The sequence below is a fragment of the Chitinophaga jiangningensis genome (assembly GCF_900142605.1).
Lineage (GTDB): Bacteria > Bacteroidota > Bacteroidia > Chitinophagales > Chitinophagaceae > Chitinophaga > Chitinophaga jiangningensis.
Window position 1 is genome coordinate 583,719 of the sequence record NZ_FRBL01000006.1, and the last position, 25,338, is coordinate 609,056.

General features: G+C 46.3%; 18 protein-coding genes. 10 read left to right on the top strand and 8 right to left on the bottom strand.

Features of this window, described 5'->3' with window-relative positions; translation table 11 throughout:
* Positions 1-395 precede the first annotated feature (395 nt).
* The 3 genes from BUB18_RS18005 to hmpA all read left to right on the top strand — a co-directional run bounded on the left by BUB18_RS18005 (position 396) and on the right by hmpA (position 3,940).
* Positions 396-1,103 carry a hypothetical protein gene (locus BUB18_RS18005; protein ID WP_073083752.1) on the top strand — a complete coding sequence of 236 codons (708 nt, stop codon included), beginning with the start codon at positions 396-398 and terminating at the stop codon, positions 1,101-1,103.
* Positions 1,104-2,240: 1,137 nt separating this feature from the next.
* Positions 2,241-2,678 (top strand): RrF2 family transcriptional regulator, encoded by a 438-nt coding sequence (locus BUB18_RS18010; protein ID WP_073083871.1) that lies wholly within the window; start codon positions 2,241-2,243, stop codon positions 2,676-2,678.
* A gap of 62 nt (positions 2,679-2,740) precedes the next feature.
* On the top strand, positions 2,741-3,940 hold the full coding sequence (hmpA, locus tag BUB18_RS18015) for an NO-inducible flavohemoprotein (RefSeq protein ID WP_073083753.1): 1,200 nt from the start codon (positions 2,741-2,743) through the stop codon (positions 3,938-3,940).
* Positions 3,941-4,135: 195 nt separating this feature from the next.
* Here the strand turns inward: hmpA and BUB18_RS18020 are convergent, their stop codons facing one another.
* Positions 4,136-4,858, bottom strand: coding sequence for a BamJ family beta-barrel-assembly machinery protein (locus BUB18_RS18020; RefSeq protein ID WP_073083755.1), 723 nt, complete (start codon positions 4,856-4,858; stop codon positions 4,136-4,138).
* 104 nt (positions 4,859-4,962) lie between these two features.
* On the opposite strand from BUB18_RS18020, the gene BUB18_RS18025 reads away from it, so the two are divergent.
* Entirely contained in the window at positions 4,963-6,159 is a 1,197-nt protein-coding gene (locus BUB18_RS18025; RefSeq protein WP_073083757.1) for an acyloxyacyl hydrolase, read from the top strand.
* A gap of 105 nt (positions 6,160-6,264) precedes the next feature.
* On the opposite strand, the gene BUB18_RS18030 is transcribed toward BUB18_RS18025, so the two are convergent.
* The 4 genes from BUB18_RS18030 to BUB18_RS18045 form a co-directional block, all read right to left on the bottom strand.
* Positions 6,265-8,151 carry a CocE/NonD family hydrolase gene (locus BUB18_RS18030; RefSeq protein WP_143159987.1) on the bottom strand — a complete coding sequence of 629 codons (1,887 nt, stop codon included), beginning with the start codon at positions 8,149-8,151 and terminating at the stop codon, positions 6,265-6,267.
* Positions 8,152-8,238: 87 nt separating this feature from the next.
* Complete coding sequence (locus BUB18_RS18035) at positions 8,239-8,586, bottom strand: MmcQ/YjbR family DNA-binding protein (RefSeq protein WP_073083760.1); 348 nt, start codon at positions 8,584-8,586, stop codon at positions 8,239-8,241.
* Positions 8,587-8,655: 69 nt separating this feature from the next.
* Positions 8,656-9,546 carry a hypothetical protein gene (locus tag BUB18_RS18040; protein ID WP_073083762.1) on the bottom strand — a complete coding sequence of 297 codons (891 nt, stop codon included), beginning with the start codon at positions 9,544-9,546 and terminating at the stop codon, positions 8,656-8,658.
* 54 nt (positions 9,547-9,600) lie between these two features.
* A complete protein-coding gene (locus BUB18_RS18045) occupies positions 9,601-10,113 on the bottom strand; it encodes a hypothetical protein (protein WP_073083764.1) in 513 nt (170 codons plus the stop codon).
* 195 nt (positions 10,114-10,308) lie between these two features.
* Here BUB18_RS18045 and BUB18_RS18050 point away from each other — a divergent pair, with 195 nt between their 5' ends.
* Both BUB18_RS18050 and BUB18_RS18055 read left to right on the top strand, forming a co-directional pair.
* Positions 10,309-11,562, top strand: a complete 1,254-nt coding sequence (locus tag BUB18_RS18050; protein ID WP_073083766.1) for an alkaline phosphatase family protein — start codon at positions 10,309-10,311, stop codon at positions 11,560-11,562.
* A 159-nt stretch (positions 11,563-11,721) separates the two neighbouring features.
* Complete coding sequence (locus BUB18_RS18055; RefSeq protein ID WP_073083768.1) at positions 11,722-14,430, top strand: hypothetical protein; 2,709 nt, start codon at positions 11,722-11,724, stop codon at positions 14,428-14,430.
* 133 nt (positions 14,431-14,563) lie between these two features.
* Here BUB18_RS18055 and BUB18_RS18060 read toward each other — a convergent pair whose 3' ends face one another.
* Positions 14,564-15,409 (bottom strand): AraC family transcriptional regulator, encoded by an 846-nt coding sequence (locus BUB18_RS18060; RefSeq protein ID WP_073083770.1) that lies wholly within the window; start codon positions 15,407-15,409, stop codon positions 14,564-14,566.
* Positions 15,410-15,501: 92 nt separating this feature from the next.
* Between BUB18_RS18060 and BUB18_RS18065 the strand changes: the two genes are divergently transcribed.
* On the top strand, positions 15,502-16,731 hold the full coding sequence (locus BUB18_RS18065) for an MFS transporter (RefSeq protein WP_073083772.1): 1,230 nt from the start codon (positions 15,502-15,504) through the stop codon (positions 16,729-16,731).
* A 70-nt stretch (positions 16,732-16,801) separates the two neighbouring features.
* Here BUB18_RS18065 and gcvP read toward each other — a convergent pair whose 3' ends face one another.
* Entirely contained in the window at positions 16,802-19,696 is a 2,895-nt protein-coding gene (gene gcvP, locus BUB18_RS18070) for an aminomethyl-transferring glycine dehydrogenase (RefSeq protein WP_245805694.1), read from the bottom strand.
* A gap of 131 nt (positions 19,697-19,827) precedes the next feature.
* Here gcvP and BUB18_RS18075 point away from each other — a divergent pair, with 131 nt between their 5' ends.
* Entirely contained in the window at positions 19,828-20,322 is a 495-nt protein-coding gene (locus tag BUB18_RS18075; RefSeq protein WP_073083773.1) for a YkgJ family cysteine cluster protein, read from the top strand.
* 115 nt (positions 20,323-20,437) lie between these two features.
* Here BUB18_RS18075 and BUB18_RS18080 read toward each other — a convergent pair whose 3' ends face one another.
* Positions 20,438-21,691, bottom strand: coding sequence for an MFS transporter (locus tag BUB18_RS18080; protein ID WP_073083775.1), 1,254 nt, complete (start codon positions 21,689-21,691; stop codon positions 20,438-20,440).
* Positions 21,692-21,812: 121 nt separating this feature from the next.
* Here BUB18_RS18080 and BUB18_RS18085 point away from each other — a divergent pair, with 121 nt between their 5' ends.
* Positions 21,813-23,033, top strand: coding sequence for a PQQ-dependent sugar dehydrogenase (locus BUB18_RS18085; RefSeq protein WP_073083776.1), 1,221 nt, complete (start codon positions 21,813-21,815; stop codon positions 23,031-23,033).
* A 172-nt stretch (positions 23,034-23,205) separates the two neighbouring features.
* The gene (locus BUB18_RS18090; RefSeq protein ID WP_073083778.1) at positions 23,206-25,323 is read left to right on the top strand and encodes a carboxy terminal-processing peptidase; all 2,118 of its coding nucleotides are present in this window, start codon (positions 23,206-23,208) and stop codon (positions 25,321-25,323) included.
* Positions 25,324-25,338: the final 15 nt, after the last annotated feature.

Here is a 25,338-nt window from a genome sequence, read left to right on the forward strand (position 1 = left end):
GCAGCAAGATTCAATAAGGTTGAGAACTGGCCAGTCAAATTATTCTACAGGTACATCACAGATTTCCATTTCTCTTTTTGCAATAAAATCAGGTATAAAAAAAATACCCATTACTTTGTCTTATCACGCAGGAGGCATTATGGTAGGAGATATGGGAATCTTAGTGCAGGCGGCAGTATTAACAGGACGCGTATGGGGGCACATGTAGATGAGCGCCCTTACATGGTTTTTGGGGATGCTTACCCTGTTAAGGCCTGGCCAGCAGATGCTTAAGCCCAAAGGACGATTGTATTTAATTTTACCGATATAATAGTGGTGGAGTAAGCAATTACAAAGAGAAGGTACTTGAAATGCAGGCAAATGCAAAGAAATCTACTCCGCAAAATTTTTAATTTATGAGAAATCATTTGCCCTTTTATTTGCTCCTTACAATATTTGCATTGGTGGGATGCAAAAATAGAAATAGTATTAGTACTATTAAGCCCGACCTTATTAAAAATGATGCAAAAGAAAGTGACAGTATAGCTTTAGATAATTTGGATATTTTTATTATAGACTCTGTCGAATTTGTTAGACTGTATAAAAGAAACATTCATAATTTGAATTCAAGAATTAAAAATACAGGTTGTCCGACCAATTTTAATGCTATAGAAGCCAATGAATTTGAAGATGAAATGAAATTATTCAAGAACCAGGTTTATTATTATAAGTATAAAGGAAGTATTAAGGAATGGTTTGGTGATGCTAGCTTTGTGACAGATTTTTATAAGAAGGTCATGAATGCCGCTGATGATTTTTATCAATTTGAACAGCTCCGTTTTGTAAGATTTGATTCAGTAAGGGTGGCAGATTACGGGGATTGTATTTTAGCATCATTCAGATATCTAACACCAACCTCCGCTAACCAAGGCCGGCCAAGCTTGATGTTTAATATTGATAGAAGTGAAGTAGTTCTTTGGGATTTCAGTAATTTGTCGATAAGAAAAGATCTGATAGAACTTGATTTTAAGGTTAGAAATGCAAAACATACATTATATAGCGTGGTCTATGATGTTAATTCGGAACAATTTCTTCCCCATTGCTATAAAATAATTAATGAATAAAGAAATCAGTTTTTTAGTAGAAAAGAAAGGAATTCCCCGTTTGGATTATCGATGCAGTCCCGATTTATGAAATATAGCAATTTGCCCCGTTATTCATGGTGGTCGTTTTTGATTTTTATTATTGTTTTAATCAAGGATTGTTTAATAAGTGGCTGTCATATTATTCCAGAGCGGAGTCCGGCTAATAGACTGATAACTTACTTTCTTATTTTACCCATTGTAATTCTCGGAATAGTTTTATCGTTGAAGGTGATTTTATACTATTATAGCTGCTGGATGAAGAAACGTAAGCTGAATATTGATTTTACCTTACTACGTGCGATTCCTCTAATAATTTATATCCTTTACTTTTTTATTTTAAGTTTGATCGGTTTTTTCTTGCAATAAATACTGGGGCATTTGTTAATAAGTATTTTCAGCCGGAAGAAAAATCAACTACCATCAAACTATTAAAGACCATAATGAAAACAGTGAAAGTAAATGAAACATAAGTGAAATTTACTCCTATAATCAAGCAAAATTTCAGCGCCTGTGTACTTTCCAACATGCTATGAGGTAAATACAAAAGAAGAAACAGAATGAAAAAAACTTTTTCTTTTATCCTACTATATCATATTTTCTGCCTCTTATCCTTATTAGGCATTAGGTATTTCTTTATGCATTATTCAATGGAGATATTTTCCTATCTATTGTGGTTTTACCTTGAAAGTTTAATTTTCGGCCTGATACTATTTCCACTAGGAAACTTAATTCTCGGAAAATTATCAGTTAATTTAACCTGGAGAATTATTATCAATGGGTTGATATGCTTTTTTTTAATTAACCTGATCTCCTCATTATCTGATCATAAATTATTGACGTTAGAGTTGATCAGGGGGCTGAGAAATGGAGAAGATTTGAATATCAATAATTTAATAATTCACCTAATATCCATATTCAGCGTATTATTGACCTCTTTATTAGTTAAACCGTTGAGAAGTAATAATCTTAGTAATAATCAATAAGCATCTCGTAGTGGTTAATAGTAGCTTGAGATACGGGATCATTTTATTATTTCAGAAAAAACAATAAAAGATATTTTTGTCTTTTATTCCTCCAGCCTTTACCTTTGTTGTGAATTCTTTTACAAACGATTACATGGCTATCTTTTCCAAAACATGCGAGTACGCTATGCGTGCAGTTTTTTATGTGGCACAAAAGTCACATGAAGGCCAAAAGGTAGGCATTAAAGAAATTGCAGAGCAGATCAATTCGCCGGAAGCCTTTCTGGCAAAGATTCTGCAGAAACTCAGCCGGGAGCGGTTAATCCAATCCGTAAAAGGACCTAACGGTGGATTCTACTTCGACGCAGTGTCTCTCAACCGACCGCTCGCCGATATCGTTTCCGCCGTTGATGGCAACGAAATTTTTACCGGTTGCGGCCTTGGTTTAACCTATTGCTCGGAAAGCAATCCCTGCCCGCTCCACGAAGAATTTAAAAAAATCAGAAACCAAATCACTCACATGCTGAATAATACCACCATCGGTAAATTCAACCTGGGACTGATTAAAGGGAAATTTACCCTCAATAAATAAGGACCTTTTTTTGTGAAAATAAAGGACAAAAAAGTCTTTTAATATTTTTAAACAGATAGAAAATGACAGCGGATCAGCAACAACTCGTAAAAGCAACCGTGCCAGTACTCAAAGAACACGGCGTATTACTTACCACTCACTTCTATAACCGTATGTTTACCCACAACCCGGAACTCAAACACCTGTTCAATATGGGTAACCAGGTAAACGGCAAACAACAAACCGCCCTCGCCATGGCCGTACTGGCCTATGCGGAGCATATCGATAACCCGGCAGTACTCATGCCCGTTATCGACAGCATCGGACATAAACACACCAGCCTCAGCATCCGCGCTGAACACTACGCCATCGTTGGTAAACACCTGTTGGCATCTATCGCGGAAGTACTGGGAGATGCCGCCACACCGGCCCTCCTCGATGCCTGGGCAATAGCCTACCAACAACTGGCAGGTATTATGAGCGGCCATGAACAATCTCTCTATAATAAACAACTGGAAAAAAATGGCGGCTGGACGGGTTGGAAACCTTTCATGGTAAAACAGAAAGTACAGGAATCAGCGGAAATAACATCTTTCTACCTCCACCCGGTAGATAAAGGACCAGTTGCCGATTTCCAGCCAGGCCAGTACATCAGCCTGCGCCTCTTTCTGCCGGAACTCAACCTGCTGCAACCTCGCCAATACAGCATTTCCTGCGCACCTAACGGCCAGTACTACCGCATCTCCGTGAAAAGAGAAGCCGGCGCATCCCACCCGGATGGCATGATCAGTAATCGCCTCCACGATCACATCGGCGAAGGTGATATAGTAGAATTATCCGCACCTGCCGGTACATTCACCCTCGATCCTGGCAACGAACGACCTAAAGTATTCATCAGCGGCGGCGTAGGGCAAACACCACTCATGGCGATGCTGGAAACGCTCTCCGCAAAACAACCGGATACCGCCATCACCTGGGTACACGGCTGCCGCAACGAATCCGTACACGCATTCAAAGAGCAACTGGCAACCATCGCTGATAACCATCAAAACTTCAATCCACATATCTTCTACGACCAACCTGAAGTGAAAGCGCAATACACCGGCTGGGTCGAACTCTCCACCATCAAGCAAGAGGTACTCCAGGCAGATGCGGATTACTACATCTGCGGCCCCGCACCATTCATCGCCAAACACTACGGCTTCCTCGTGGAAAACGGGGTGGACACCGCCTCCATCCACTTTGAAGAATTTGGTCCTGCATCATTACAACTGAACAACTAAATCCAAAACCTGAATTTGTTTTTAGGAGAAACCGTCGGTTTCTCCTAAAAACAAAAATTCTCCCGCCAACGGCGGGAGAATTTTTGTTGCTTCAAACAGCAAAACACAAGTCTTTGCTGCTTACCTGCTTGACTGCTTTGCGAGCAAAAAAGACAAAACAATATCCTGCGTGAAACAAAAAGTAACTACGGAAGCTTACTTCACAATCTCCAGCAGCTCTACATCAAACACCAGCGCACTACCCGGACCAATTTTCGGACCCGCCTGACGATCGCCATAAGCCAGATCCGCAGGAATAAACAGCTTCCATTTAGATCCTACCGGCATCAGCTGCAGCGCTTCTGTCCAACCCTTGATCACACCGCTCACCGGGAAGGAAATCGGCTCACCTCTTTCTACAGAGCTGTCAAACACAGTACCGTCAATCAAAGTACCATGGTAGTGTGTCTTCACTTTATCATTCAGGGTTGGCTTAGCACCATCACCTTCCTTGATAATCTGGTATTGCAGGCCGCTAGGCAGCGTTACCACACCTGGTTTGGTTTTATTTTCAGCCAGGAATTTTTCACCAGCTTCTCTGTTCTTGGCAAATTTCTCTGCTTTCAGTTGCTGTAAATAATTACTGATACTCATATCTGCTTGTTCTTTAGTTAATAATTGAGGATTCTTTTTGAGCACATCGCTGATCGCCCTGCTGAGCATCGCCACATTTACGTTGCTCATATCCTGTGCTTTGATGTTTTCCGCAATACTCAATCCAATACCATAGCTCACGCTATCGATACGTGTTTTTAATACTGCTTTTGCCGCAGGCTTGGCAGCCGGTTTGGCTGCTGGTTTTGCAGCAGGTTTAGTTTGGCTGAAACCTTTTACAGATAATAATCCCAGTGCTCCAAGGAGGATGTATTTCTTTAACATAAATTTTTTTGATAGCCTTTGTTATAGAAGGGTTCCGGACGCAAGTTAAGTAAATCCAACAAAAACAATCTGCCATTTGTTGTGGGTGGAAGATCAACGGCCTTATGAAGCAATTATCAGTACTTTGTTACCTGCTGCTCCTGCCAGCTTTTCTCTTTGCGCAGGATACTACGGACCTATGGCTGAAAGCCAAACAAGACCCCAACCTGGGCAGTCACAAATTCCTGGAACTAAAGTACCATACCGGCGTGCATATCTATGAAGGCGATGAGCTGAAGTCCGCCCTGGACGGTGGCTACCACTCTTTTGAGCTCCGCCTCGGCTGGCAGTCGGCAGGACGCCAAAACTGGCAGCGCGTTTTCAACTGCCCCAGCTATGGCCTCGGCTTTTACACCGGCAACATCGGCGACCCACGGGAGCTCGGAAACCCCTCCGGCCTCTATGGCTTCTTCTATGCACCCATCCACCGTCGTCCTAAACACCACTTCGTAGCCGGTTTATCCCTTGGCGTTACCTACGACCTCGCCCCGTACGATTCTGTTAAGAACCCCAGCAATGATGCTATCGGCTCTAAAGTAGATGTATACTTCAACCTCGACGTGGGCGGCGTCTGGAAGATATCCAATATATTCGATATCGTATACGGACTCGATATCACTCACTTCTCCAACGGCCGCACCCACACGCCCAATATGGGCCTCAACATGGTCGGCGCCAACATCGGCCTCCGTTATAACTACAACTCCATCGCCAAAGTATTCCGTCAGCAGATCGACAGTAACTACACCGCCCCGCGCCGCCCCACCTACATCCTTAAACCTGTCTACCCGGTAAAACATTACCACCAGTTAGCCTTGTATGGGGCCTTGGGATTTGTGCAGCTGAGTAGTGATTACGGTATTAAAGCCACCTATACCACCGCCTCATTGGTGCTGGACTACAGCTACCGCTACAGCAACTTCGGCAGCTTTGGGGCAGGCCTGGATGGCTTTTATGATGCGAGCCTGGGATATGTGTATACAGACCGCTACGGCACGGCTTCCACCACAGATAAAATGCTCTTCGCCATCCACGGCAGCCATATGCTTCACATCAGCCGCTTTGAAATCATTACGCAGGCAGGCGCCTACCTCGCACAACGGGATGATCAGAAAGGGAAATGGTTTCTGCGTGTAGGCCTCCGGTATAATATCAATAAACGCGGATTCCTCCAGGTAGGACTTAAAACCCTCAACGGTGGCGCCGCGGACTGGATCGAATGGGGCGGGGGAGGGAAGTATCAGTTTGGCCTCAGGCCTTGACCCCAATAATTTTTACTCCCACCAGAGGTGGGAGTAAAAATTATTGGGGAGAGAAAGGAGCCGCAGGCTCTTTTCTCTCCCCAATAAAAATTTTGACAGCAAATTTTATTTCACCACCGGCAACACCACACTACTCGGATGCGCCGCATCATGATATATCCTGATATTCGCTTTCTTAAAGTCCTTCGCATCGGCTTTATAGATATCCATAAACTGTTGCGGGTTACGATCTACCAGCGGGAACCAGCTGCTCTGCACCTGGATCATAATACGATGGCCTTTCTTAAAGGTATGCGCTACATCAGGCATCGTGAATTTCACTGCTGACGGCTGATCAGGCACAAAGGCTTCCGGCTTTTCAAAGCTGTTGCGGAACTTACCGCGCATGATCTCCCCACGCACCAGCATCTGGTAACCTCCCATCGGGTAGGTGGCAGAAGGCACACGGCGATGCTCTGTAGGCGCATCTTCTTCATATTTAAAATCATCAGGGAACACGTCAATCAGTTTCACTACAAAGTCGGCGTCGGTGCCGCTGGTGCTGGCAATCAGATCTGCAATTACCGGACCCGCCAGGGTTACGTCCTGATCGAGTATGCCTGACTGAAATACGGCTACATCAGGGCGGCGACTGGCAAAGCGCTGATCGTCCGTCATGTAGTTGATGGTGCGACTAAAATGCACATCTTCTGTATAAGGCACCGGCTTATTCGGGTCGCTTACATATTCGCTGAAGCTATTGCCGGTAGCAGGTTTGCTGAAGGCCAGGCCGCCATCAGGCTGCAGGTACATCGGTTTTTCCTGCATATCCGCCGGAGGCCATACCGGTAATTTTTTCCAGTTGTTTTCACCGGTAAAAAAGATGGTAGCTTCTGCAATATCGGGTGCCTGTCCTTTACCTTTCAGGTAGTAGTTGAAGAAAGGAATTTCAATGTTGTTGGCATAGTACTCGGATGTATTGCTGCCAAAACGAACGTTCCCTAAATGAGTCCCATCGTTGGAAGCCCACTGTCCATGATACCACGGCCCCATCACAATGCGGTTATTAGCGCCTTTACTCTGCTTTTCGATCGCCTGGTAAGTATTCCATGCACCAAAGCAGTCCTCCGCGTCAAATACCCCACCTACTTCCAGCATGGCCGGCTTTACGTCAGTCAGGTAAGGACGCACGTTGCGCGCTTTCCAGTAGTCGTCATAGTTAGGGTGCTCATACATTTCATGCCAGAAGGGAACGCTGTCGCCGATAATTTTAGCGAAGTTTTTCAGCGGTCCTGTTTCCAGGTAAAATTTGTAGTTGTCGCGGTTAGGCCAGTCAAAGCCTTTAGGGCCTTGTGTGGTAGGCTTTGGATGCGGATGGTCAAATACGGTGTAGAAAGAAAATGCATCGGAAATAAAGAAGGCTCCGTTGTGATGGAAGTCATCGCCGAGGAACCAGTCGGTAACAGGCGCCTGCGGACTTACCGCTTTCAATGCAGGATGACCGCTGAGCGAAGCCATGGTGCTGTAGAAACCGGGGTAGGAGATGCCGAAGATACCCACATTACCGTTGTTGCCGGCTACGTTTTTGGTGAGCCAGTCAATGGTGTCGTAAGTATCGCTGGCTTCATCAATATCTTTTTTGCCCTTCTTCGGATTGTAAGGACGCACGTTCACAAATTTGCCTTCACTCATCCAGGTACCGCGCACATCCTGGATAACCATGATGTAGCCTTCCTTCAGGTACTGGTTGTAGTGGTTGCGGTAAAACGGACGGAAGGTAGTTTCTCCGTAAGGCGCACAGCTGTATGGGGTGCGGGTCATCAGGATCGGATGTTTTTCCGACTGATCCTTCGGAATGTAAATGGAAGTGAAAAGCTTCACCCCGTCGCGCATGGGAATATAAATTTCCTTCTTGGTGTAGTGCTCATACATCCAGAGTGAATCCTGGTTGATGGCTTTTGTTACTAAGGGGAATAACAGTGTGGCACAGGCCAGCAGCAGCCATGATCTCATAAACAGTTATTTTTTAAGAAGGACGTAAAATAACAAAAACCCGGATTAATAAGTACCTGAAAAGTATGTGCGGTAAAACAGGGGGGATCAGCCGAGGGATTCCCGGTCTTTTTTAGGCAGCCCTTTTACCACCAGGTCATAGGAGTTTTTGGTCCATTCCAGTATCAGTTTATTGGAGATATTGGAGTGCGTATCAACTGTATTCCAGTGTTTTTTGTTCATGTGATACCCCGGGGTAACGCCTTCATAGCGTTCCCGCAGCTCTACTGCCTCGTCAGGGTCACATTTGAGATTGATGGATTCAAACAGTTCAATATCAGTGAGGGCAAACATTTTTCCTTTTACTTTATACACAAGGGTTTGTTCTCCAAAAGGAAATTCTTCTGTAACGCCGGGGAGTGAAAGGCAGTATTCTCTGAATTGTTCTATGTTCATAAACTACATTGCTGAAATTCCATTACAATGTAACGAAATTTCAGCAATGAAATGGTTAGTAATCAACAACTATGGCTGCTGATAATAAAACCGGATACTATATTTTTTTCTTACCGGCTTATCCCGTTCATCCAGCTCATACTTAACGTAGGATTGCTCTATCGGCAGCCGTGTAACCGGATCATACTGATAACTGCAATAAACCGTTTGTTGATCGGTAGCATTTTTCTGACCGCTGTATTTATGCAGGGTCGTTTGCTTTACCAGATTGTTGGAGGCGTCCGCAAAAAGAATATTGCGATCAAATGTTTCCATCGCAATGGCCGGATAATCCTGACACAGCGGTGTAAACGGATTTGGGTTGCCGTCGTATTCCTGGTCAGTAATTACTTCGTGTTGCAGATACTGCCCCCGCAGGGTATCCTGCTGGAAATAGTTGAAGGCAATCAGGCGCCCCGGATTACTGCCGTAATACTCAATATTGTTATAGGATACATAGGGCAGGTTTTCAGACAGTACCGTATCGTCGTCGCCTATACGAATCGGCTGCCCGGCGGTGTTGGTTTGTACCAACAGTGTGTCAGCCATCACATTGGCAGAACGCACGGAAATACTATACCTCGTAAAGCCGGTGGAGCGATAATATACAGAGTCAATTTCCATCAACTCATCCCCCCAGTATTCCATCACTTTCATCACCTTGTCCTGCGCGCCGTAAATGTATTTGTTATGGGCATCCCAGCGGTGGGTAATATCGTCGTAAAACCATATTTCAGCCAGCCGTCCCCGCTCATTGTAAATAATGCTGTCGGTGGGTTGCCCGTTTACAGAGATTTTTTTCAGCAGCAGCAAAGGCTTTTTTACCAATTCTTTATCCTCACGAATCAATCTGGCCGATAGTAGCAGCATACACAGTACAGCGGCAGCAAAGAGCAGGTACTTGTAGTGGATCGTTTTCATAGGAATAGTTGCAATAGCTTGAGTAAAATTCTAGTAAAATTCTTGTGCCGGTAATTATTTTTTGTTGATAGATATAATAACCCTCGAATAACGGGCGTAAGAAATTTCCACTTCCTGCCCCGCCCTGAACCCGTCGAGCGTACCACGCATCCAGTAAAACAGTCGCTTGCGGTTAGTATCCACTTTCACGGAAAAGTTCGTTTGTGTGTCATTATTTTCCTGGTATACCGCTTCCAGTGGCGCCTCAATGTGCCCTTTTTGTAAGGTGGAGAGGTCGCGCTTGATGGCCCAGTAACGAATGTCGGTGACCTTAATCAGCGCAAATACCAGTGCAATCACAAAGCAGATCAGCCAAACCCAGAACCAGATGTTAGTATAGGAAAATAAAGACTGGTCAGCATCTCCTAACGTGTTGTGCGTATAGAGATAAATCTGCGGAATGACAGCTGCGATCACTAGTAAACTGACGCCGATAAGGAAAAACTTGGTTAACTGGCGCTTGTTCTGCCTGAGGGCTTCCTGTAATAGGAAATTCTCCTCCGTTGTCATAAAGGTGTAGTCGGACATAGAGATATGGTTTTTCAGCTCGCTAATATATGTAAAAATTATCAATTAAAGAAATTTACATATGTTTGTCCTAATCAATTGGTTAGATGTTAACATTCACAGGCAGGCAGGTAGCCATTATTTGCCTAACTTGCACTTCCATTAACCCATTCATCTTGTTAATACCCGGATAGTTAATTCATTAAAACAAACATTTTGAAACGGTTACTTTTAGTTTTTGCAGCGGTATTTATCTCAAGCCTGGAATTAATTGCGCAGGACACCACCCAACAAATTGTAGCAGGTCGCGTAAACAGCGCCTCCAATCAAACAAGGCCTTATGTAATCATGATATCAGTGGATGGTTTTCGCTATGATTATGCTGAAAAGTATCAGGCACAAAACCTCCTGCGTCTCTCCCAGCAAGGCGTGCGCGCTACTGCCATGCAGCCATCCTTTCCGTCACTGACCTTTCCAAATCACTATTCCATTATCACAGGGTTATACCCGGCACACCATGGCCTGGTAGATAATCTCTTCTGGGATAGAAAAAGAAAGGAAAAATATCGTGTGGGCGACACCGTTAGTGTGGCAGACGGTAGCTGGTACGGCGGCTCTCCCTTGTGGGTACTCGCTGAAAAACAAAAGATGGTAAGCGCCAGCTATTTCTGGGTAGGCTCCGAAGCTGATATCCAGGGAATCCGCCCTACCTATTACTTCAAATACCACGAAAAAACCGGTATCGACAGTCGCATCGCACAGGTGGTAAACTGGCTCAAACTGCCGGAAGAACAACGCCCACACCTGATCACCTTCTATTTCCCGGAAGTAGATCACATGGGGCATAGCTACGGTCCGGATTCAGACAGCGTGCGCGCCGCCGTTAAATTCGTAGATGAAGCTATCGGTCGCATGACTGCTGAAGTAGCAAAACTCAACCTGCCGGTAAACTTCATCATCGTATCGGATCACGGGATGACCGCAGTAGATACGGTTCACACCATTACCATCCCGGCGGACACTTCCCTGGCCAATCTGAAAGCCATGCCAGGCGGCGAAAAAATTATGTACTACGGCAATACTGAAGAGGAGATCACCAACGCCTTCAACTTCCTCAAACGTCACGAAAATCATTATACTGCTTATCGTAAACAGGAAACTCCCCTCCGCTGGCATTATGGTCAGGAAGATATTTACGGCCGCATCGGTGACATCATCCTCCTCGCGGAACCCGGCTTCGCATTTAAAGGCGGATCCAAAAAAATGCATCCCGGCCACCACGGTTTCGATAATAACCTTACCAACATGAATGCTATCTTCATGGCCTGGGGGCCGGCATTTAAAACCAATTACCGCATCGCTACCTTTGAAAATGTAAACGTTTATCCTCTGGTAGCATATTTGTTAGGACTCAATATTACCCAACCTATCGACGGTAAGCTCGAAGTGCTGGAAAACATTCTCCAATAAAATAACAATCATACTTTACCCAACAGGGCGGCGGCTACCAGCCGCCGCCCTGTTGGGTTTTATCCGGCACCGAAGGTGCCGGATAAAACCCAACAAAATCCGCAAAATGTCGTAACTTAACAGTGACCCCAAATTATTGTTCCCCAAAAAGTCAAAACCATGTTGACTAAGGCTCTCGACATCGTAAAAGACCTGCTCGTCTTACTATTTCTGCATTTCCGGGCAGTCTTCAAAAAGCTGAATCGCGCCAAGGACGGTATTCCGCTCCGGTACCTGGCTTCCGACTTCATCGGCGTGCTGCATAGCTGCGCGATGTTTACCGTTCTTACCCTGCTCGCTTTTTTCATTTTTAATGTACTTCCACAAGGCAGAGACGTACTGCTGATCATTGTGGAAGAAATCGCCGTGCAACACCGCGTAGGCAGCTTGTTCTGGCTACTGGGCGGCGTTACCGCCTGGAGCGTGGTGTCTGAATTTGGTACGCGCTACAGCATTTATGTAACAGACAACTCCGGCAGAAGCCTCCCGGAAGAACGGGTGGAATGGCGCAAAGTAGTCCAGGAAACAGTGGCGCAACTGTTCCTGCTCCTGCCTTTTTTCATCGTATTCCTCGGCTTCCTCCGCAACTATCTGCAGGACACCACCCTCACCACCAGTCAGAAAAACTGGGGCTTCGGCATACCCGTAGCCTGCCTGTACCTGGTGATGAACCTGGTGGTGCGCTCCTATTTTAGCGATACCGAAGTAGAACAGAAAATAGACCGGCACAAAGCCACCAGCAAGAAATTAAACAGAGAAGCCAATAAGGCCGCAGACGCCAAACTGGCCAAAACCATCGCACGTCCGCAAAAGCCCAGCGGCATCTTCTCATTCTTCCAGCTCAATGAACAGGAACAAACCTGGTGCAGTAAGCTGATAGGCATTTACAACATTTATGTATTCGCCATCCGAAAACCTTCTAACTTCCAGCCCGCCATCAACGAACCTCTGGAGAAATTCACAGATCAGTTTTCTAAACTGGACAGCTATAACGAACAACTGCATTTTTTACAACGGGAAGATCATATGCCGGATAATACCCGCATCCCGGCAGATTTTATCCCCATGAAATTCACGCAGGACCCGGAAAAACCCGATGGCCAGTTTCGCTGGGTATTTAAAATTCCACTGGATTTTTATGCCGACCTCCACCGGCAAATCAAATGGGTTACCATCACCTGCCTGTCGGTATTTCTCGTGGTCTGCTTTCTGCCACTAAACATGTATTCAGTAATTGGCTCACCCGGCCTGGTCATCATCGCTATCACCTGCTGGCTGGGCATCTATCTCGGCCTGCTGTATCTCGACTATGCCCAACTGCGTGAGAAGCAATTCTCGCTGCGCTTTCTCCTGTTTGTGCTACTGGTAGTTAGCTCCTATATCAACAACGACCACCAGGTACGCTATAACGATACCGGCAGAATAGATAACCGCCCCTCGCTGGCTACACACTTCGACCGTTGGTTCGAAGATTATAAAAAAGACTCCCTGCATACCCGCTATTACTTCAGATGGATACAGGATACGCCGGTGGCCAGATTCAGGTATCCGGTCATTTTTGTATGTGCGGAAGGGGGAGCTTTGCGTACTGCCGCCTTCGCCGCTCAAACGCTCAGTTTCCTGCAGGATAATTTTGTGAGAGAAAAGGATTCATTCATCTACCGCAAGGCTATGGAAATGGATGATTCGGCCCGTAAAAAAGGACTACCGGCAGATAACCTTGCCCGTTACTTTCAGCGTAAAGTAGAAAGGGAAGAGGTAGGCAAGGATTTCAAAAAAGCCGTATATGCGTACTCGGGAGTTTCAGGCGGAGCCCTGGGTCTTTCCTTTTTTAACGCTATCGCATATATGACGCCGGGGTTCAAGCGCCGGGAAGACTCCCTGAGTATCCTCACCCGCACCTTTTTTACACAGGACTACCTGTCGCCGGTTATCGGAAAAATGTTTTATGGAGATTTCATGAATCTCTTTATACCATTTCATATCCAGTATTTCGATCGCGCCATCGCATTGGAAGAAAGCTGGGAACATGGTTTCATGGAAACGGTGACCAGCAGCTCCACGGATATATTTTCGGAAGACTTCCTGTCGCTCTATCCCCAGTCACATAAATACCCGGCTATGTTCATCAATACTACCGAGGTGGAATCAGGCCTGCCTTGCTGGCTCACCAATGTGCGGCCGGATAGCAGTATGGCCCTGTGGCAGCGCCGGGATCTGCTGGCAAAGAAAATTAAAGGAGGTATCAACTACAGTACCATGGTTAATTTCAGCTCGCGCTTTCCGTTGTTTTCACCAGCCGCCAACCTCCGGCAAAATTCAAATATGAAATTACATTATGTAGATGGCGGATACGCAGAAAACACAGGTTCCGGTACCATGCTCGAAGTACTCCAGGCATTGAAGCGAAAGTCCACCTACTTTAAACGCGACGAGGTAGTACCATTCGTAATTGTCTTAAAGTTCAGCGATGAAAAAGATGATGATTTCGAAAATATTAACCTGGGTAATGAAGTAATGGAAGTGTTACTGGGTATTAATAACGCTCGCAGTGGCCGGTCTACCATGGCTTTGACACAGCTGGCGCGTTACACCGAACGGGATTTGAAAGGCAGATTCATCGCATTGTCGCTCGATAAAACCGGGAGCCAGGTACCGCTCAACTGGGTACTCTCCGGCACCAGCATACAGAACCTGCAAAGTGATATAGAGGAGAAATGGAAGAACCGTATGGTTAACGACCTTAATCAATTCTTCCTGCTAAACAACGAATGTGTGCTCATGGCCGATACTGCGCGCACAACGGCCTGTGGTATCTCCCGAAAATAAATTAAACAACAAAACACAAACAACAAAACACAAATCTTTGCTGCTTACCTGCTTTGCTGCTTTGCGTGCAAAAAAGATCGCTCTCTGGCGCCGAAGGCGCCTTTGCGAGAAAAAAAGACAAAACACAAATCCATTACTCTACAGCCACCAGGCTTTTCCGATACGCTTTCGGGCTCACGCCAGTTTGCTGTCTGAAAAATTTATTCAAGTGGCTTTCATCTGTAAAGCCCAGCTCTGCAACAATTTCATTTATCCGCATGTTGCTGTGCTTCAGGCGGTGTGTTACTAAAGAGAGCTTGTAATTACTTATGTAGGACTGCAACGTATGGCCGGTGTGTTTCTTAAAGTACCGGCCCAGGTAATTTTCTGAAATCCCGAAAATGTTGCAGATAGTTTCTGTCCGCACTTTGTCGGGTTCATAAATATTCGCCTGGATATATTGGAGAATGGAAACTATCTTTTCATCGGTGTTTTCATTGATTCTCTCAGGCAGCCGTTTAGCTATATTTCTTGCAACAACTACAATTAAAGTGTTCACCAATTGCTGCGTCATCTCCTTCTCATATAAATCCTTATTGGAAACCTCCGCGATCAGCGACTCAATGATAGCACGCACCAGGCTTTTGTCCGTGATGTTTTTCATAATACAGCCCGGCTTGTGATTGGCATTGTGCAGGATGTATTCCAGCCGCTGGATGTTCTCCGATTGCAGTGCGTTGGATTTAATATAGATATCATTAAACCGCAAAAAGAAAAAAGAAGAGGTGGTAGTAATCTCAAACGAGTGAGAGTCCTGTGGCGTTATCAAAAACAATTGCCCCGCTTTGTAATCCAGCTTATGCCCGTTAATATACTGAATGCCTGTTCCGGCATGAATGTAAATCAACTCAAAAAATGAATGCTGATGCGCCAGTTTAGGGCATTCATCGGAGGTTTTATAAACAATTTCAAACGGCTCGTATAAATGTTCTCTTTTCATACCTGGGTATAAATTTACCGATTTATAGCAAATATATACCAATTTAACTAGGTTTTTATGTAGAATTTTGCCTTACTAAATCACAGGTAGAAATGAAACAGCTCAAAAAAGAGAATGAAAGAATTAGTACCATCCTGGCTTTTGCATTAGTGCCTATTTCCGGATTTGCGATGGACGTATACATCCCGTCGTTTCCTGAAATGGCAACAGCCCTCCACACTTCCGCCTCCAATATCAAGCTCACCATGACGATCTTCCTGATCAGTTATGGCATCTCACAACTATTCGTGGGTAGTATCCTCGATAGTTTCGGACGATATAAGATCAACCTGATTTCCTTGCTGGCATTCACGCTAAGCAGCATTGGCATTGTACTTACAAAAGATATTCATTTCATATTCCTGCTCCGGTTCATCCAGGGTATCGCGATATCATTCATAGTACTTAGCAAGCGGGCGTTTTTGGTAGATGTGTATACCGGTGAAAAACGTAAGTATTATACCAGTCTGCTAACGGTTATATGGTCCATAGGCCCCATAGTAGCGCCTTTCCTGGGTGGATACTTACAAAACTCCTTCGGCTGGAGATCCAACTTCTATTTCCTGGCGCTTTACGGCCTGGTCATGCTGCTGCTCGAACTCAGGTACAGCGGCGAAACTATTCATACCCGCCACCGGTTCCAGCTTAAGAATATACTCAACGTATATTCAGAGTTGCTGGCCACCAAGCAGTTCAGCATGGGTATCATCATCCTGGGACTGAGTTATAGCATGGTGATGGTATTCGGGATGAGCATTCCATTTGTGGTAGAACAGCATTTTCACTATTCAGCGGTGGTATCTGGTTATTGTGCCCTCGCATCAGGGGTGGCGATTATGTTAGGCGGTATGCTGAGTAAGTATATGATTGATAAACCGATGATGAAGAAATTACAGATGGCCAATTATGCACAATTGGCTGTTGCGGCCATTATGTTGCTGACAGGTAGCTTTTTCAATTCCCTGGTGCCGATCGTGGTATTTGTGATGCTGTTGCACTTTGGGCAGGGCTTCACTTTCAACACCCAATTTACCTACTCCCTCACCAGGTTTCCGGATCATGCGGCTACTGCGAGTGGTTTGGCCAGTGGTGGTACTTACCTCATCATTTCAGTGACCAGTTACGCTATTGCCAATACGCTCAACATCAGTAACCAGCAAACGCTGTCAGGTTCTTACCTTATCCTGCTGGGTGTGATAGGGGTATGGCTGATGGTCATTAAGCTGTTAACCACAAGGGGGCCTAAAAAGCATACACCGGCGATTCCGCAAATGCAATTATAAACCAGCCCGTATATACAAAAGGCCGTCTCAAACGAATGAGACGGCCTTTTTTTGCTTTCCTTGGTAAAACTTATGCGTTCACCTCCTCATAAGCACTTACTGGTTCGCAGGTACAGATGAGGTTTCTGTCGCCATGCGTGTTATTCACACGGCTTACAGAAGGCCAGAATTTATTCAGCTTCACATATTCCAGCGGGTAAGCAGCCTGCTGACGGCTATATGGATGATTCCATTCGTCCGCAGTGATTACAAACTGTGTATGTGGTGCATTTTTAAGTACGTTATCCTGTTTGTCTGATCTTCCTTCTTCTACCGCGCGGATTTCTTCGCGGATAGACAGCATGGCATCGCAGAAGCGATCCAGCTCGCCTTTATCTTCACTTTCAGTAGGCTCAATCATGATAGTACCAGCCACCGGGAAGCTCATGGTAGGAGCGTGGAAGCCATAATCCATCAGGCGTTTTGCCACATCTTCCGCTTCGATACCGGCAGAAGCTTTGAACGGACGCAGGTCCACGATGAACTCGTGTGCGCAGGTGCCGTTGCTGCCACTGTACAGGATATCATATGCTTTTTCCAGTCTTGCCTTCATGTAGTTGGCATTGAGGATGGCATACATAGAAGCTGCTTTCACACCTTCAAATCCGAGCATGCGGATGTAAGCGTAAGAGATCAGCAGGATGCTTGCAGAACCATAAGGTGCAGCAGATACAGCGTTGCTGGCAGCACCGTTGTTCAGCTCTACGTGACCTGGCAGGAATGGAGTCAGGTGTTTCGCAACACAGATTGGTCCCATGCCAGGGCCACCACCACCGTGAGGGATAGCGAAGGTTTTATGCAGGTTCAGGTGGCAAACGTCCGCACCGATCAGGCCGGGAGCAGTGAGTCCTACCTGGGCGTTCATGTTTGCACCATCCATGTATACTTGTCCGCCGTACTGGTGAACTGTATCGCAAATTTCTTTCACACTTTCCTCGTAAATACCATAGGTAGAAGGATAGGTGATCATGATACCTGCGAGGTCAGCAGCATGAGCTTCCGCTTTTGCTTTCAGGTCAGCTACATCGATGTAACCGTTCTCCAGGGCTTTCACTACTACTACCTTGAAACCAGCCATTACTGCGGATGCAGGGTTGGTACCGTGAGCAGAGATAGGAATCAGCATTACGTTACGGTGACCTTCACCACGGCTCTCATGGAAGTCGCGGATCACGAGTAAACCAGCATATTCACCCTGTGCACCGCTGTTTGGTTGCAGGCTGCAGGAGTCAAATCCGGTGATTGTGCTCAGGTATTGTCCCAGTTCGGTGATCATCTGCTGATAACCGCCGGTTTGATCTTTAGGAGCAAAAGGATGCATTCTGCTCCAGTGTGACCAGCTCAATGGAATCATTTCGGAAGCTGCATTCAGTTTCATGGTGCAGGAGCCGAGAGAGATCATGGAAGTGTTCAGGGACAGGTCTTTATTTTCCAACAGTTTCAGGTAGCGCATCATCAGTGATTCACTGTGATAGCTGTTGAAATGCGGGTGAGTCAGGTAAGGAGAGGTACGTACCAGCTCGGCCTGGATAGCAACGGTACTGCCGTTTACTTCGTTGGCATCGGTATTACCGGCGCCAAATACACCCAGGATATCGTTGATATCACCAATAGTAGTTGTTTCATCCAGGGAGATACCAACGCTGCCGTTAGCGAAGTAACGGAAGTTGATACCAGCACCGGTGGCTTTAGCTTTCACATCAGCACCGCTTACCACGATGGTATCGAAGAAGTTATCCGACGCCAGTTTCAGACCTTTCGCAGCCAGTTTGCCAGCCAGCGTTTTGGTCAGTTTAGCTACGCGGGTAGCGATGTTTTTGAGGCCCTGCGGACCGTGATATACCGCGTACATGGCAGCCATGTTGGCCAGCAATGCCTGTGCAGTACAAATATTGGAAGTAGCTTTCTCACGTTTGATGTGCTGCTCGCGGGTTTGCAGTGCCATGCGCAGTGCGCGGCCACCCTGTGCATCGATGCTCACACCAATGATACGGCCAGGAATAGTACGTTTGAATTCATCTTTTACTGCAAAGAATGCAGCGTGAGGACCACCAAAGCCCAAAGGAACACCAAAGCGCTGTGCGGAACCCAAAGCGGCATCAGCACCCAGCTCACCCGGAGAGGTCAGCAGGGTCAGTGCCAGCAGGTCTGTAGCCATGGCTACATAAGCGCCTGCACCTTGTACTTTCGCAATGAAGTCCTGGTAATTTTCAACAGCACCTACGTTGTTAGGATACTGCACCAGCGCACCGAAGTAAGCTTCATCGATCTGGGCAGTTTTATAGTCACCGATCACCACCTCGATGTTCAGCGGGGTAGCGCGGGTGTGGATAACGTCCAAGGTCTGTGGATACACATGTTCATCCACGAAAAACTTAGGCCTGCTAAGGTTTGCATGATCCCTGTTCAGGGCGTTGAAGAACATGGTCATGGCTTCAGCCGCTGCAGTGGCTTCATCCAGCAGGGAAGCATTGGCAATTGGTAAACCAGTCAGGTCACTTACCATGGTCTGGTAGTTGAGCAGACTTTCCAGGCGACCCTGAGAAATTTCTGCCTGGTACGGGGTGTACTGGGTATACCATCCTGGATTTTCGAACACATTACGGAGGATCACACTTGGCGTGATCGTGTCGAAATAACCCTGACCGATATAACTGCGGTAAACCTGGTTTTTCAGTGATACTTCTTTGAGATGGCGCAGATAATCGCTCTCACTCATGGCGGCAGGAATTGCCAGTGGCGTCTGCATACGGATGGCGCCAGGTACAGTTTTGTTGATCAGCTCATCCAGGCTGCCGGTTCCGATGGTTTCCAGCATCTGGCTCTTTTCAGCTTCATTCGGCCCAATGTGACGGTGCACGAATTCATTTTGTTGAATATCAAAAAGATTCATGATGTAAGCAGGTAATATGAATAGAATGCGCAAAGCTATGACGATTTTTAGCAATCGCCAAACCTCCGCCACCAGGCTGGTTAAAACAGTGATAAATGGGCTATTTCCTATATAAAGGAATGTCACAGTATTGTCCATTGCCGAAATGCCTATCTTTGCAGCAAATGAGCAATATTTTAGAAAACTGGGAACAGAAAGCGAAGGATAAACAAAAAGCCAACAAACAGTTCCTGGAAAAACTCAATTCCCGCCGTGGTAAAGGCGTAGAGAAACTTCTTCCGAAGCTTCATGACGAAGCTTTCAGTAAAATCGACTGCCTGGAGTGCGCCGGTTGCTGCAAAACCATCAGCCCACGCTTCAAAGCACCCGATATAAAAAGGATTTCCAAACACCTGGGCATGAAGGAAGCCGCCTTCATGGATACCTATCTCAAAATCGATAAAGACGAGGATTATGTCGTGAAGTTCAGTCCCTGCCCGTTTCTTGGGGACGACAACTACTGCAGCATCTATGATGTTAGACCCGGTGATTGCCATAACTATCCTTACACAGATAGCTACGACTTCTTCAAAAGACCTAACATCACCTATATGAACAGTACTACCTGCCCGGCAGTGTATTATGTACTGGAAAGATTAAAAGACGAGATGAAGCTCTGATAATCGCTCGTAGAGCCGCCAGGCATGGCGGCTCCTCGCTCAGCTCCTCGCTAATATCTCCCCGTATTATTTGCTGACCAGGTGAAAACGAACCGGTCAGCCGCAGGTGGATTAATTATGCCTTCAAATCCAGCTTCCTCATAGCCGGTGAAATAACGTAAGTGGTGATCACCACGCCCAGCGTTACACATCCGCCAAACACCACCGATGGCACCAGCCCTAAAGCCCTTGCCATAAATCCACTCTCAAACGCCCCCAGCTCATTGGAGCTTCCCACAAACATAGAGCTCACGGAAGCTACCCGGCCACGCATGTCGTCCGGTGTTTTCAATTGCAGGATAGTCTGGCGGATCACCACACTCACCCCGTCAAATACCCCGCTGAACAGCAGCGCCGCCAGCGACAACAGGAAAGTAGTGGACAAGCCAAACACAATGATGGTAATGCCAAACCCGAAAACGGCAGCCAGCAGCTTAATGCCGGGTTTTTTATTGAGCGGCTTGTGCGCCAGGATGAACATGGTAATCAGGGAACCCACGGCAGGCGCAGATCTCAGGATGCCATATTCCAGGGAACCAACATGCAGCACGTCAGTCGCAAATACCGGCAGCATGGCAATCGCGCCGCCAAAAAGTACTGCAAACATATCCAGGGCCATCGCATTCAATACCACCTTGGTATTCCACACGAACTTCATACCCTTGGTGAGCCCTTCTATAAAGCCCTCTCCCTGGTTTTTATAGTAAATAGGTTTGGGTTGTATTTTAAGGAGACTGTAAAGCGGCGCCAGTAAAATGAAAACTACCAGCAACATGGACCAGTGCACACCAAACAGGTATATCAGAAATCCACCCAAAGCCGGCCCCAGCACACCGCCTATCTGCCAGGCAGAACTGCTCCAGGTAGAAGCATTGGCATACAGCTGCTTGGGTACCAGTAACGATAATAAAGTAAAGGTAGATGGACTGGTAAAGGCCCTGACCACGCCTCCAAGGAATACCAGGGCGTAAATCATCATCAGTACACGGTGAGTGGGAATGCCCTGTACCGCCTTATCCCAGGTAAGTAAAAACAGCCCGGTAGAAATAATCAGGTAGGCAATGATACATTTCAGCAGCAACCCCCGCTTTTCCCGCTTATCCACAATATGACCGGCAAAGGGAGCCAGCAGCACCGCTGGAATTACCTCTGCTAATCCAATCAGGCCCAGCGCAAACGGATCTCTCGCCAACTCATTCACTTTCCACTCAATGATTGCAAATTGCATTGCAAGTGCAAATACAATAGCAAAGCGTATCACAAGGTAATAGTTGAATTCCGGGTAACGTAGTGAAGCATATGCGTCCGCCCTGTTAGATGTCGTGTCCAATCTGATGAAATTTAAAACGAAGGTAAAATAAAACAGAAAATTGTGTAATTCCGCTTATCAATTGTTTCACTATTTTTCAGGGAGATGATTACTTTTATCCTGCTAAATTCCTGCACTAAATATGAAAAATCATCGTTTTATCGGCCTGGCCTTATTAACTGTACTAAATGCGCTTGTAGTAAAAGCAGGACCCGGCACACCGGATGCCGAACCGCCCGCACGTAAAGTCAAGCTGGAATTGGTGACCGACAAATTCATCTCTCCCGTAAACATGGCTGTACCCAATGATGGTAGCGGACGCCTCTTCTTTTGCCAGAAAGAAGGAAAAGTATGGATCGTTCAAAACGGTAAGCTCTTCACCACACCCTTCGCCGATGTGGCTGACCAAATGGTGAAAGTTAACGCCGCCTACGATGAACGCGGCCTCCTCGGCATGGCGTTTCATCCTAAGTTTAAACAAAACCGTAAGGTATACCTCTACTATAGTGCACCTGTTGCCAACCCGGTAAAAGGATTGAATCATAAAAGCAAACTGGTGGAATACACCGTTTCTGCCTCCAATCCCAATGTGGTAGATCCCAAATCTGAAAGGGTATTGCTGGAACTCAACCAGCCGGAATCCAACCACAATGGCGGTCAGCTGGAATTCGGCACTGATGGCTACCTCTACGTAGGCCTCGGCGATGGCGGCGGGGGAGGAGATAAACACGGCACCATCGGCAATGGTCAGGACCTCGGCACCATCCTGGGGAAAATAATCCGCATCGATGTAAACGGTACACCTTATAAAGTGCCGGCCGACAATCCTTTCGTAAAAACACCGGGAGCTAAACCTGAAATATGGGCCTATGGCCTGCGCAACCCATGGCGCTTCTCTTTCGATAAGGCCAATGGCCGCCTCTTCGCCGGCGACGTAGGGCAAAACCTCTACGAAGAAGTAGATATCATCCGTAAAGGTGGTAACTACGGCTGGCGTATTATGGAAGGCTACCACGACTTCAACGTACCCGCCGGTACCGATAAATCAAAACTGATTGCCCCCATTCATGAATACAACCACGACCTCGGTATCAGTATCACAGGTGGTTATGTATATCGCGGTTCTGCCATACCATCACTGAAAGGCCTATACGTTTTTGGAGACTATAATGGCAAGGCTTTTGTCTTAATACAGCATGGTAGTAAATGGGAACGCGCTGATTTACAGTTTACTAACCGTCCGGCAGATAACCTGCAGATTCTCAGCTGGGGGCAGGATGAACACGGAGAACTGTATATGCTCACCAGCGCCTCCACCAGCAACGGTTTTAAAGGAGCTGTTTATAAATTGGTAAAAGATTAATTATTCCGGCCCGATAACCAAACATAACTACTGCCTTAATCGTTATCAACTTAAGGAGGACGGGCATTTCAGCCCGGCCAAATTTTTGTTAAAAAGGTAGAGAATTCAGCTGGTAGCGGATGAATTTACTTTATATTTGATTTGACAATATTTTTGTTCAATAGTGTTACATATGAGACTGAAAGTGATAATCCCGGTAGTGTTGATCAGCCTTTCCGCTGGCGTACTCGCCTTTACCAAGCTTGGTCTTTCAGACGATCCTCCTGGTCGGTATGAAGTGATCATGAACCTGGTAGGGCAAATGCTGAAAGAAGGCCACTACCAACCCAAACCAATAGACGATGCTTTCTCCAAAGAAGCTTTCAATAAATACCTCCGTAGCCTGGACGTAGAGAAGAAATTCTTCCTGAAAAGCGATATCGACAGGCTGGCCCCCCTCTCCACTCACATCGATGATGAGCTGAAAGGCGCACAACTGGATTGCTTCCGCAATATCAACACCATCATCAAGCAAAGAGTGGCAGAAGCCTCCGCCATCTATCCGGCCATCCTCTCACAGCCTTTTGATTTTACAAAAGAAGAAAGTGTAGTGCTGGATGTGGATAAAGTGGAATTTCCGGCCGACTCCGTAGCCAGATATGAAGCATGGAGAAAAATGCTGAAATACCGCACCCTGGAGAAGTTGACTGACCTCCAGGAAACTCGCGACAAATCCAGGGAAGACAGCGTTAAGAATAAAACCGATCAGCAGCTGGAAGCCGAAGCACGTGATAAAGTGAAAAAGGTGTACGATCGCTACTTCGAAAGAATCAAAAACCGCCAGGATGACAACGATCGTTTCAGCCTGTACGTAAACGCAATCACCACCACCATGGATCCGCATACCGACTACTTCCCACCTGATGAAAAACGTCAGTTTGAAGAGCAGATGGCAGGTAAATTCTTTGGTATCGGTGCAGGACTCAAAGAAGAAGATGGTAAAATAAAAGTCCTTAGCATCATCACCGGTAGCCCAAGCTGGAAAGAAGGCCACCTCAAAGTCAATGATGTAATCCAGAAAGTAGCACAGGGCGATAAGGAAGCCGTAGACATCACCGGTTATCCTGTTGAAGATGCGGTGAAGCTGATCCGCGGTAATAAAGGAACTACCGTTAAGCTGACTGTAAAAAGTGTAGACGGTACCGTGAAAGTGATTTCTATCGTACGTGACGAAATTATTCAGGAAGAAACATTTGCTAAATCAGCCGTTATCAACGGTACTCATAAAATTGGTTACATCTACCTGCCGGAGTTTTACTCCGACTTCAACGACCGTAATGGTGCCCGTTGCGCCGCCGACGTAGCGAAAGAAGTAGCCAAGCTGAAAGCAGAAAAAGTAGAAGGTATCATCCTCGACCTCCGCTTCAACGGTGGTGGTTCGCTCCCGGAAGTAGTGGAAATGGCTGGCCTCTTTATTCCGGAAGGCCCGGTAGTACAGGTTCGTTCCAGAGGTGGTGATGCCATCGTGCTGCGCGACCGCGATAAAAGCGTTCAGTACGACGGACCACTCGCCATCATGGTGAATGAATACAGTGCCTCAGCTTCCGAAATCCTGGCCGCTGCTATGCAGGACTACAAACGTGCAGTAATCATCGGTAGCCAGCAAACATTTGGTAAAGGTACCGTGCAGCGCCTCTTCTCACTGGATGACTTCTATCCGGTGAAAGATGGTCAGAGCCTCGGCGCCCTGAAACTCACCCAGCAGAAATTCTACCGTGCTAACGGTGGTTCTACCCAGCTGAAAGGCGTTTCCTCCGATATCGTGCTGCCTGATCCTTACTACGAAGTTTCTGAACGTAAAGACAGCGATGCACTGGCCTGGGATGAGATTCCTAAATCCAACTACGAAATCTGGTCTAACCCGGTTAATACTGACAACCTGAAAAAGAACAGCGAAAAGAGAATGGCTAACAGCGCGGCATTCAAACTGCTGAATGAAAACCTCGCTACCCTGAAAAAACTGGAAAAACAGGAAAGCTACTCGCTCAACCTGGCTACCTATAAGGCCGAGCAGAAAGTGAATACTGCCGCCCTGAAGAGATACGATGCGGTAAACGATAAGGTGAAAGAACTGAACATTACCTCCATGAAAGTGGACCTGGATAAAATCGGTTCCGATACTACCAAAATCGCTCGTAACAAAGACTGGCTGAAAGCCAGAACTAAAGATATCTACCTGGATGAAGCGGTAAATGTCATGAACGACCTGATTGCGCAGACGTTACCTAAAATGCAGCGTAAGCAACAGTAAAAGCTTTTAACTGAT